The sequence below is a fragment of the Vibrio sp. 970 genome, from assembly GCF_033339075.1.
Genome location: NZ_JAWOTW010000011.1, coordinates 127,034 through 139,391 on the forward strand (window position 1 = coordinate 127,034; position 12,358 = coordinate 139,391).

8 protein-coding genes and 1 pseudogene are annotated in these 12,358 nt (G+C 43.3%); 5 read left to right on the forward strand and 4 right to left on the reverse strand.

Annotated features, from left to right (window positions below; all coding sequences use genetic code 11):
• Positions 1–4 precede the first annotated feature (4 nt).
• From R7Q11_RS16900 to R7Q11_RS16920, 5 genes are all read left to right on the forward strand, one after another.
• Complete coding sequence (locus tag R7Q11_RS16900) at positions 5–868, forward strand: HlyD family secretion protein (protein ID WP_005377105.1); 864 nt, start codon at positions 5–7, stop codon at positions 866–868.
• 13 nt (positions 869–881) lie between these two features.
• The gene (locus tag R7Q11_RS16905; RefSeq protein WP_065274594.1) at positions 882–2,237 is read left to right on the forward strand and encodes an FUSC family protein; all 1,356 of its coding nucleotides are present in this window, start codon (positions 882–884) and stop codon (positions 2,235–2,237) included.
• A gap of 301 nt (positions 2,238–2,538) precedes the next feature.
• A complete protein-coding gene (locus tag R7Q11_RS16910) occupies positions 2,539–4,194 on the forward strand; it encodes a hypothetical protein (RefSeq protein WP_225466604.1) in 1,656 nt (551 codons plus the stop codon).
• Between the two features lie 209 nt (positions 4,195–4,403).
• Positions 4,404–6,443 (forward strand): carboxylesterase family protein, encoded by a 2,040-nt coding sequence (locus R7Q11_RS16915; protein WP_225466605.1) that lies wholly within the window; start codon positions 4,404–4,406, stop codon positions 6,441–6,443.
• A gap of 101 nt (positions 6,444–6,544) precedes the next feature.
• Positions 6,545–7,996, forward strand: a complete 1,452-nt coding sequence (locus tag R7Q11_RS16920) for a phospholipase D family protein (protein ID WP_225466606.1) — start codon at positions 6,545–6,547, stop codon at positions 7,994–7,996.
• Between the two features lie 58 nt (positions 7,997–8,054).
• On the opposite strand, the pseudogene R7Q11_RS16925 reads toward R7Q11_RS16920, so the two are convergent.
• The 4 genes and pseudogenes from R7Q11_RS16925 to R7Q11_RS16940 all read right to left on the reverse strand — a co-directional run bounded on the left by R7Q11_RS16925 (position 8,055) and on the right by R7Q11_RS16940 (position 12,264).
• Positions 8,055–9,713, reverse strand: a pseudogene (locus R7Q11_RS16925) (autotransporter assembly complex protein TamA).
• 336 nt (positions 9,714–10,049) lie between these two features.
• Entirely contained in the window at positions 10,050–10,514 is a 465-nt protein-coding gene (locus R7Q11_RS16930) for a DUF2846 domain-containing protein (protein ID WP_005377099.1), read from the reverse strand.
• 169 nt (positions 10,515–10,683) lie between these two features.
• A complete protein-coding gene (locus tag R7Q11_RS16935) occupies positions 10,684–11,310 on the reverse strand; it encodes a LysE family translocator (protein WP_005377098.1) in 627 nt (208 codons plus the stop codon).
• A 327-nt stretch (positions 11,311–11,637) separates the two neighbouring features.
• Positions 11,638–12,264, reverse strand: a complete 627-nt coding sequence (locus R7Q11_RS16940; RefSeq protein WP_042523838.1) for a LysE family translocator — start codon at positions 12,262–12,264, stop codon at positions 11,638–11,640.
• Positions 12,265–12,358: the final 94 nt, after the last annotated feature.

Genomic DNA, 12,358 nt, shown 5'->3' on the forward strand with positions numbered 1-12,358 from the left:
TTCCGTGATAAAACGTTATCTCATCACACTGCTACTACTGTGTTCCGCTGGCACCGTGATTTTCAGCTACTACCAATCATATTCTGACAACCCATGGACTAGAGATGGCCAAGTTAGCGCGCACATCGTTTCTATAACCCCCCGCGTAACAGGACAAATCATCCAAGTCTACGTCGAAGACAATTCGCAAGTGAAACAAGGCGATTTGCTGTTTGAGATTGACCCAAGCATCTATAAAGCGGCGTACCACAAAGCGCTAGCAGCTCAAAAGCAAGCCATTGCATTACTAGCAAAGGCCAAAAATGAAGAGCAGCGAGCACTTAAGTTAGAAAAGCGCACACCTGGCGCCGTACCTGTACTGACATTGAATAACCTAGACAATGCGGTGGAGACAGCCGTTGCCAACGTAGAACTCGCGAAAGCCAATGTTGAAGAAGCCAAGCTAAACCTTGATTACACAAAAGTTTATGCGCCAACGAATGGTTATATCACTAATTTGAACTTACGCGTCGGCTCTCAAGTCGTCGCTAACTCCCCAGTCGTGGCTTTAATTGATGAAGACAGCTTTTGGATCGAAGGATATTTCAAAGAAACGGATTTAGTTGGCGTTGATCCACAAGATAAAGCCTACGTGACCTTAATGATGCACAATGAAGCTGTGCTGGAAGGCAAAATCAAAAGCATTGGCTACGGCATTGCGAAGCAAGATGGTAGTACTGGTAACGATCTTTTGCCCAATGTGAACCCTAACTTTCAGTGGATACGCTTAGCTCAACGCATTCCAATTAAAGTTAAATTAGATCACTTACCGAAAGATTTTCAACTACGTGTTGGTATGACGGCCTCTATCAAAATCATCAAACAATAATGTGGTGGAATGTATGTTTAATGCCTCAACCAAAGAAGCAATCAAAGCTGCGCTGTCTATCGTTATCGCGATCTGCCTTGCCTTATGGTTTCAATGGGAGAAACCGTATTGGGCAGCGATCGCAGTCGCGGTAATGGCATTAAATGAAAGCTTCGCTCACTCAATAAACAAAGGTCATAATCGCTTATTAGGAACCCTCCTTGGCATCGGTTATGCCTTTTTCCTCATCACGACGTTTTCTCAAGATCGCTTTTTGTTTCTCACCTTCTTCACCTTGTTTTTAGGTGCGTGCATTTTTATGTCGAGCGACGAAAAGTATGGTTATGTGTTCTCTATCGGTTTTGCTGTGTGCTCCATCATCGCATGTATGGGAGGATTTGATAGTCAAGCAACGTTCCACTTCGCTGTTCTTCGTATGCAAGAGACGATTCTTGGTGTGATCACGTTTTCTGTTGTGTACCGATTAGTCTGGCCAGTCAGTACAGAACAAAACTTCATTCAACGTTTTGAGGCCAGCAGAGAGGCGATGCTTAACGCTATGAAATCGCCCAATGATATAGATATTGAAGCTCTTGAGACCAACACCGCCAACATAGAAAAGTTATTCCAACTGGTCGGCTTACCACTTACTGGCAGCTACCACTTGAAAGAACATCGTCAGCTATGGCGTGCGCGTTTAAATGAGATGGCACAAATCCAAGACCGATTGCTAGAACAAGCAGATAAATCGCAAAGTCGTGAGATCGATTGGCCAACGCTAACGCAGCAACTTCAAAGCTTTGATATTAAAAATCCAAGTACGTCGCTCATTGGTCACGTTGCTTATGTTATGCAAAGAGAGAAAAACACGGTTTGGCATCACGAGCATCGGACCTTCATCCAGCATTTGAATGAAGACGGCAGAAAGGTACTGCAAGGTGTATCCATGTTCGTCACTTCTTTGTTGATCTGGATTTATCTGCCCGTACCCGGAGGTTTCATTTTTCCGATGCTAGCAGGCGTGTTCTCTTCAATCGTTCCTACTATGCCACCAAGCATTATTAAAGATGCATTTTTTGGTGTGATAGGCACTGGCACGGTGATTCTATTGCAATACATTTTCCTAATGCCAATGATGACCGAGCTTTGGCAGCTTGGGCTATTCTACTTCATCAACATCATCGTGATTTGGAAGGTATTTTCCACACCAAAGCTGATGGTACACAGAATTCTAGGTATTAACTTATTGGTTGTCTTGACATCAGGAGCGCTCAATTTAACCCCAGCGTATCGAATTGAAACGCCCTTGCTGATGCTGGTAAACATTATGACTATTTTGATGATTGCCAAGTTGTTTACTGATCTGTTCCGTGTTCGCGTCACGGCCTAAGCGTCACCTCCGTTCTTGAAACTAAAGCCCCGCATTGCTTTTGCTCTGCGGGGCTTTTTGCTTTGTTCACTGCCCTATTCCTGCCTCACCCATAAAGCGAGGATAGTATCCATCAAAAGCGATTAACGGAATCTCTCTTCACCTCATAAAATCCTCTCATTGATTCACGAAATGCAATCGAAAACTCTGCATTCACAACGTCAATCACAGCAAACACATCTATCTAACTGAACAAGAAGTTCAGTGACACATTAACTGTCTGAGTCTCGAAGGTTTGAGGCTATTCAGAGTGGAAACTGTCATGAGTTTTTTTGAATTACGCGCCGGCAAGACGTCTTCTCTTACTGTGCTCGCGAGCGCACTAATGCTTACTACCCCCACTTTTGGCTTCGCCGCTGAAGAGACGACGACCTACAACGAAGTAATCGAGCAAGGCCGAGCACTGTTCGACAAATACGGTATCAGTCATGATTTACCAAAACTGGCCATCAGCTCTCTAGTTCAAGGCGAGCATTTGGTCGAGCATGCCCACCGAAGTGTTAAAATCGGTGATAGCGTTCGCGATTCGTCCGTCTACTTGGTTAAGAACACCGATAACAAAGGCAACATTGATCTGCGTATCAAGTACAACCCTGAACAACTCGATGAAAATGAAAAAGTACTTGATGAGATCGAAGCTTTCACACGAACAGAATACCGCCTTCGAAACTACGCGGAGAGTTTTGATCCGTCATCAGTAAGAGCCAAAGAGGATCAGAATGGTAATGTGATCATCAGTTTTAATTACTCAAAATACGGTCTTCCTCAAGATATCGCCTACTTCCGCTTTTTAAGCGTTGATATTGAGTTGGTTAATGGTGAACCGAAACGTATGGTCATTACCAACGATAAACCGTTCACACATCACAACTACCAAGTGGATTCTTACGATCAAGAGATCCTCTTCCAGAAATTAACATCAGGCAAAATTGCGATTGCCAGTAAAAACACCAAGATAGTTGGTTCAAAGAAAAATAAACCACTCGAAATGATGAGCAGCGTAAAACCGGTAGCGATTTATGAAGATAAGATTGGCGTGCAAGTACTAGACGAAAAACGCTTGAATGAGGTCTCTGATCCACGCATGCAAGAAGCCAGTGTTAAGCTAGACCGAGTTTTTCCTTTAATGGGTGATATGGTTCGTCGTCAAGGTATCGATTTGCCTCTGCCGTTTGGTGTGTCGCTAGCGTATCGAAATCAAGATATGAATATTCCATTTAATGATTTCACGATTGAAGGCATCGGCCTTAATGAACTGTTTGATCCAGAAGACAGTGTCGGCATCGTGAGTGCTGAGAGCATGACGCTTCGTGGCGATGTAAACATCCTGCCATTTTGGAATGTATTTGGTTACATCGGAAAAGTTAATGTCGATGCCAATGTTGATGCCGCCTACACGGGTGAAGGTGGCCAGTACATAAAAGATAAGCTGAACGATAAACTGCCAGGATTAGGTGATAAGTTTTGCGATGGTTTATCTGCACTTTGTAGTCGCGGACGCCTAGACGTGCCGCTGCATTTGGAATATGACCTTCGTGGTATAGGTACAACCCTTTCGGTTGGCTATAAAGAATTCTTTGCTTCTGTCACTGGTACCTATTCGCAAACTCGCTTAAAGGGCTTAGATGATTGGGGCGATGGTATTGTTACTGTACAGCCGATGTTGGGTTATCAACTTGTCGATTATCGCACGCAGTTTTTTGTCGGAGCAGAATATCAAGGACTGGACGCTCGAATGGACGGGCATGTAAAAAGTGGTGATATCGAATTCGATTACGACATTGGTGTAGATCTTAATCAATGGGCGTTTTTGACTGGTTTCAATAAGCAAATCGGCAAAAACTACAACCTGACCTTTCTCTATAACAAAGGGGAAACTCGAGAGTCAGTAACCTTAAATCTTGGTTACCGTTTCTAGCTCTCATAAAGAGCCCGCCCCTAGACGATGGTAGGACTGCATCCTACAAAGGCGATTACTGAAACTGTCGCCGATGTCCTACCATTTGAGCCATCAATACAACAAGCCATCCAACCATTCACGGATTAATGCCAAAGCGTCAGGACGTCGCTTGTTAGATGCCGTTTAACATTTTCGGTGTACTCACCAAATGACTTTTGGACATAACAATGACTTTACTCAATCGCTCAACTTTAGCCATTACCATCACTCTTGCCTTAGCAGCTTGCAGTGATGACTCTGGTAAACCTAGCGTTCCTAACGGCCCGAAGCCACTACAACCCTTACCACCAGAGCAAATCGCTTTGGAAATTGGCGATGCAACCATTCAAGCGACCAAAGAGTCCCTTGTCATCACGCCTCTTGATGCGGATGAAAAACTGGCAGCGGTAGAGGCGTTCAAAGGTATCCAGTTTGCGCAAGCAGACCGCTTTCAGCACAGCATTGCGGTCCCACTTGAAGGCGATGTTGATGCGACTCAGTTCGGTGATGCGTGTCCGCAATTAAAAACCACGACACAAACGCAGTCAGAAGATTGTTTGAACCTAAACATTTGGCGACCAACAGGGACAGAAGCGTACGCAAATTTGCCAGTTTATGTCTTTATTCACGGCGGAGACTTTGAATACGGCGCGGGCTCAGAACCGCTGATTCATGGTGATATGGTGGTTGCACAAGGTGCCGACGATGGTAACTCGTTTATTGCTGTTACTTTTAACTATCGTTTGGGCTTGTTGGGCAGTGTTTGGATCGATGGTTTGGACAACCCTGAAGGTGGTAACTTTGGTCTAGGCGATCAAAAACACGCGCTTGAATGGGTTCAACAAAACATAGAGGCATTCGGCGGCAATCCGCAAAACGTGACACTCATGGGTCAAGGTGCGGGTGCCATGTCGGTGGGAATTTTACAGCAATCAAAAGGCGATGCTGCAATTGCAGGTGAGCACTTTCAACGTGCCATCATGCAAAGCAACGCTTACGGCTTTGAATATAAAAGTTACGATGTAGCCAAGAGCCAAAGGCCAGAGCAAAGCGTTGAAGATCTTGCGTTACTACCACTTGAAGAGGTCATGAAGGTACAGAGCGAGATGCTTGATCCTATTCAACGTCTTAAGAACTGGGTACTGACCGCCGCGAATATTCCGGTTATAAGCCCAACACGCGACAACAGCCCATTAGCTACGTTGATGCCATTTGCGCCTTACATCGAGCATCGCCCACCAGCGTTTCTAGTGAAAGAAGTGCCAGGCTATCACTTTACTGAGCAAGCGATTGAGAGTGAATGGATCGTACCGACGGTAATTGGCTCAAACAGTGCAGAAAGCAATACTCTGGGCATGCTGCCGAGCCTGACATTTTTGATCCCAACTATCTTTGATATTTTGAGCCAAGAAGCGCCAGAAATCATCGAAAGTGGTGACGAAACCTTAATCGTCGAATACATGGTGGAATGGCTAGAATCGGAAGCGAACTTGAACCGTATACACGCTGAATATCGTTCATTACTCAGCGATTCAGCTTCAATTGAACTCGATCTTTCTGACTTATTGGAACTGCTACCTAGCACCGCTTATGAGGCGATGACTAAGTTGTTCTTCGGTTTGGGGAACTCCGATTCAACCACGGAGTTACTTGCTCTGGCTGACTTCTTCCCTAACGATGAAAGCGAACTGAATGGCGCGGTCAAAAACATGCAGCAATTCAAAACCACGTTGCATGATTTGCTCTTCACGGGTCCAAACCGTCATAAGGTTTCAACTGAAGAAGCAACAGGAGCGACGCCAAGCTTTTACTACTTTGACTACAAACCTGGATTCAACGTATGGACTTACAACACCAAAGGTGAAAATGGCGATCTCGACGTGGGTGATTTACTCAAAAGCATCAGTTGTATTGTGGGCGCTTGTAATGCATCGGAATTACCATTTGTGTTTAATAAGGCATTAAAGCTTGATGGTTCAAGTGTTCGTCCAGGTAGCAAAGACAAAGCGATGATGAACGAGCTCTCTCGTATGTGGTTTAGCGAACGTTTATTTGAGGACTTCCAATACAACAGCGCGACTGACCGAGTATTGCTGATCGATAACGATGGCGGCATTCAATCCACGCAAGACTGGGACAATGCTCATCACTCAGGCATCGATCCAAAACTGCGCCAAGGTCGCCTCAACGGTCTCGAGGAACTTGGGCTGATTCTTAGCCACATGTAACTTCATCCTCAGCTACTCAAAACTCGTTCCCGAATACCTAAAAGCCAGTTCGCTGGCTTTTTTCATCCTCATTCCTTGAACATAATTAGGAAGGTTTACTCATGTTTCCTAACGCCATTCGTGCTCTGCTACTCTTTATCTTCGGCGCGCTGTTGGTTGGCTGTGCCCAGCCCTACCCTCAAGTTGAACCGGATTTTGAAGCCAATTGGCAAACTACTCAGCATCAAGCCGAAGTTTACTTAATTCCTACCGCTCCAGAAGCCTTTGCTCGTCGTGTTGAACTGGTAAGAAACGCTCAGCAAAGCATCGATATGACTTACTTTTCTTGGGAGAGTGACACGCTTGGTTTGATGCTACTCAATGAACTCAAACAAGCAGCAGATCGAGGCGTGCAAGTTCGACTCACTCTCGATGATTTATTGATTTTTAACGAGAAATGGCTTGCTGATCTCAGCGCTCACGACAACATTCAAATCCGTTTATTCAATAAGTTTGATTCACGTAAGTCAGGTTGGATTGGTCGCGCCGTCAACTTCTCTACTCACCAACAACGTTTGGACAATCGTCTGCACGAGAAGTACTTCAACGTCGACCATCAATGGATGATTCTAGGTGGACGTAACATTGGCGACGACTATTTTGGTTACAGCCGCAAAGCCAACTTCTTTGATATGGATGTCTTGTTCAAAGGCAACATTATTCGAGCGTTCGACCAGAACTACCAACAACTTTGGGACAGCGAGCATGTCACGCCAATAGAAAACATCGTTAACGTTACCCCAAACTATTCCACGTTTACTAAAGCGCTTAATAAAGGTGAGAAAGACAAAAGCATCATTCTGGCTGAAGTTGAAAAACAAGTTAAACACCTGACCAATCCCAACTTCATCACTGCGCAAGTCACCCCCGTTTTCGACTCATTAGACAAGTTAAAAAACAACAAACCCTACTTTAGAAAACGGGCAGAACACCAAGTTTGGCAACAAATAACCTCTGCATCCAAAGCAGTGATATCAACGCCTTATGTGGTACCAAGCGATGGTGAATTTGCCTTTATTGATACCTTGATGGAGCAAAAAGCGGACATCACGTTAATGACGAACTCGTCTGCATCTAATGACTCTGGCTTTATTCCGGCTTATTACGAGGAGCACCGCCAAACCTTGTTGGATAAGGGCGTTCATCTACTTGAGTACAAAAACCAAGCGAAAAATGATGACCATTACTTCCATGCGGATACTTATTATCACAACAAGACGGTGATACTCGATGATCGGCTTACTTATATCGGCTCATCAAACTTCGACCCAAGATCGGATTTCCTCAATGTGGAATTTGGTGTGTTGGTCCAAAGCGAAGCCTTTGCAGAACATGTCATGCACTACTTAACTCGACAACAAGATGAACTTTTTTGGCGAGTGTCTCGAGATGGACAAGGCCAAACTCAGTGGCAATCAATGAATGAGATCCATACTAAGAATCCAAACTATGGTGGATGGCATAAGGCGCCTAACTGGATATTCAAGAAACTGAATGGTGAGTTCGAACTCTAAACAATCAAGACTTAAAAAGGCTCTCTATCTGCAAGGATGAGAGCCTTTTTAATGCCCGCTAAAACTGCGTGCCTAGTGAGAAGTGAACGCGGAATTGGTCTCCTTGCGGAGTATCTAAACCATAAGCAAAGTCCACTTTGACAGGCACGTATTTTGAGTTCCATATCAAACTCAGCCCTGTACCGCTTTTCCAATCCACCCTATCGTTGAAGGCATCACCAATATCATAAAATGCCCCAAGCCACAGTTGGCGGTAGACCTGATATTGATATTCCAGCCCAGCAGTAAACATGTAACGAGCACCCGTTAAATCGCCATTTTCATCTCTCGGAGAGATAGACTCATAACCATAACCACGAAGATTGCCATCACCTCCCGCAAAGAAGCGTAATGATGATGGAATATCGCTCAAAGTGTCAGCGACATTAATGCCAACATTGGAACGAAAGTGAAACTTGTGTTTTTCACTAATATCCCATGACAGAACACTGTTGCCCTCAATACGCAGCAAACGAGAATCGGAGAAAAAATTGGGATCCGAATATTCCAGTGAGTAGACGTGACGGTGCTTTACTTCTAATTGATCGTTCTTGCGATCAAGCAGTGAAAATGTCACCCCCGGTAATAACAACTGTGATTCGTTATTCTCCGACGCTTGTTGATAACTTTCTTGCAAATAACGAACGTGCATGGTGCTTTGCCAATCACCGTCTAACTGCCAGTGCTTTTCAAACGATAAATCATTAGAAAAACTCGATGTGTCCCGATAGTCGACATGCTTAGATTCAAACTGAATCCCGTAGTAATCAGTTAGAACATTTTTGGTGGGTATCTTATAACCTAGTAATAGCGATTATTCCGGTTTGGAAGCGTACGCTTGTGCCTCAAAACTGTGCCCACTTGCGTTATACCATGGCTTGGTCCAGTTTAGCGAAGCGCGTAATCCCAAGTCTGTCGAATACCCACCACCGACTTGCACAATATTGCGTGAATTCGGCTCTGCGAGCACTTCTATCGGCACCTTATGGCCATCGGATATCTCCTCGAAATCCGCTTTCACAATCACACTGCGAAACCAATCAGTACTGGAGAGATCGGCCTGATATTGACTCAATTTCACAGTGTCAAAATCGTCGCCCCACTTAAATGTTCTCATCGCTTCTATTCGAGCCGTTTCGATACCCGACGTAAGAACAGAGAGCTCTCCAAATTGGTAACGAGAACCACTAGAGAAATGCAGATTCACATGGGCTTGATTCAAACTTGGAATGACTTCCAAAGACGATTCGATAAAACGTCCATCTAAATAACCTTTTTGCTGAGCCAATGAAATCAAGTTTCGCTTTAGCGTGTCGTACTCAGAATGAAGCAACGGCTGCCCTTGTTTAAGTTGAGCTTGATTAATTAATTCGATGAAATCTTGATCGTTACTGGCCTCTCCCGACACAGCAAGGTTAGATTTTGCCACCAACATCACGTCGCCAGCGTCGACATTGAGCACGATGAGATCATTCTCTGATCTCTGAACATTGAGCTCGGAATGATAGTAGCCATAAGGGTTTAATGCGTTATTAACCATCTGCGTTAGTCGATTTGAGGTAATGTTTGAAACAGAGAGTTTCGTTAGTGGTGTAAGGTGACTTTCAAGATTTTTCTCTAATATTGGTGTTAGCCCTTTGATTTTAAATTGCGCTCCGAGTGCATGATGTAAAGGCATAGAAGCTAAAACTGATATACCTATTATTTGTTTAATGAGAGGAGACACACCGCTACCTAGTTTAGCAATACACTCGACAAGGTTAATGATGGAATGGCATATCTGTTAATCGCGTTTGTAGGATTGCTCCCTACGAAATCCTCTCGAAAATTCACGTTTCACAAGTAGATTCTTTGAACAATAAGTGGGCTCAAGCTAGGAGGTGGCAAATCATGCGGTCTGAAATAGGTATACTGTTTGCCAAAAATACAAAACCCAACGCTGAATGGATCTCATCAAGCGTTGGGTTACATTGATAATGTGTTTTTTAATCTAAAAAGCGGTCTGTTTGTAAAACTAGATCGAAGAACAGTTTCCTTTTTCTGCCATGTCGACTTTTAGTACTTCTGCTTTACCTTTGCTTTCGTCTACGAGTTCTACGCCCGCACCACCAACAAATACACCCATTTTAATGTATTGATTAACGAAATAATTACGGCCCTCTTCCGTTAAGATAGTTAAGTGATTTTCAGAAAACTCAGACTCTGTACTTACTTGATGTTCTTTATTGCCTTCGACCTCATGGTAGAAAAACACACCAGGAGCGGTTTCACCAATACATTCTCCATCGACGTAAACATACTTTTTAAGTGCTGCTCCGACAAAAGCATCTTCTCGGTAAATGTAAATCCCTGCGTTCCCCTTTTGAGGTGCTTCAAATGATTTCATTTGATTTGATACTGTCGAATCAACAGTAGGTACAGAAGCACAACCTGATAAACCCAAAAGGAATGCGGAACACAGAATTACTTTATTTTTCATGTTATTAACCTAGCTACGATAAAATCGCGCCAACCATACTATAAACAAATACATTTACTTATTGGTATTTTTGAAATTTGTGATTCAACCTATGCAATAGCACTCATTTAGCGTATAGATTGAGCAAACATTAGCCATATAATAATCACGAGAATAAAATGCCCTGTATCTAACGATCACTAAATGCCACTTTACTCGCTAGACTGATAAGTAGAATACCTGAAACACCTTCAAGAGTTCTTGAATAACGCTGAGAGTGTGGACGACTAAATACCCAATTACCCACAGATGCGTACAAAACGTTACATGTCGTCGCAAGTACGCTGAATAGCAAGCCAAGTACTAATAATTGCATTGATGTTGAGCTTGCAGACGTATCAATAAATTGAGGCAGAAACGAGAGAAAGAATAGCGCTACTTTTGGATTCAAGACGCTGACGATAACCCCCTGAACAAACACATTTTTATTATTATCAACGTTTTTGTTTTCAACGATTTTACTTTCTCCACGCCACATAGACAGTAATGACTGAACACCTAAATAAACTAGGTAAGCGGCCCCTAACCATTTAACAACGCTAAAAGCCAAAGATGAACTCAGAATTATTGCTGACAAACCTAAACATGCCGCTAGTGTATGAAAAAAGTAACCAACACCAAGCCCCAGAGCCGCTTTCAGCCCAGCAGATAATTTACCTTTCATTGTATTGGAAACAATATAAATTACATCAGGTCCAGGAATCATGTTGATAGCGAGACAAGCGACAACAAATAATAATAGTGAGTTTGAATCCATTCTTTTCTCCAAATTAACGTCTTGCGGGATAACATTTCATCGAACTACAAGTAATGCAACGTCCAGGTTTCAATTGGTTATATTTAGTATTAACAACACGTTACTAATACTACAGCACTGCGCGAAGAGCACAATCATGAACAGTGATACGAATTAAATTATGGGCCTTTGTTAGCCCTTTGAATGATAATATTTAGCATCGTTTGGTTGTAAGCTTTTTCTAGCCAGCAGCTCTTATGGAAGTTAACAAATCGGCTACTTAGTATACTTAATAGACCGTCAAATCAGATAGATTATCTATTCTTATTTCTTCAAGCCTTTTGTGCTTCATTTTCCTGCCTCACTAAGCAGCAACTTAATGCTTGCCACACCAAAAAATAACGCGAACACGCCTTCAAAAACTGCTTTGGATCTGAGATAGGTTTGTCTGACCTTTTTATGCGCGAAAAGAAAAGCATAGCCAAAGAAAACCAAAGCACTAACCAGCCCCACAACAAAAATGACCGACAACAATTCCAACGGACTGGCCTTAGGAGGAACCCCTATCGAATAAAGCGCACCGAAAAACAGAATAGCCTTTGGGTTAGTTAAGTGAATTAACACTCCGGTTAAGTAGTTACCCTTCTTTGTCGTTACGTATGTTTTGGGTAACTTTAGCTGCTCGATGTTGCAGGCAGAATGTACAGACTTTAAAGCCAAATATAAAAGATAAAATGCCCCACAATATCTAAGAATTTCAAAAAGCCAAACATTGCTATAGAGTATGGTTGCGAGACCAAAAGCGGCTGAGGTTGACCAAAATAAAGACCCCGTTAAAACACCTGCAGCCAAATACCCACCAAAGCGCCGACCGTGGTTCATTGACGTGCCTGCTATCGCAAGAGTTGCAGGTCCGGGGCTAGCGATGGCAGCGATAGCTGATACGACAATCAGTGAATAATTTATCTCTTCCATTTTTACTCTAAGCCTCCAAATGGAGTTTTATCAACACTTATCGCGGAATACTCTATTGAACGTACATCAGAAGCGTAATACTGATTAAAACACC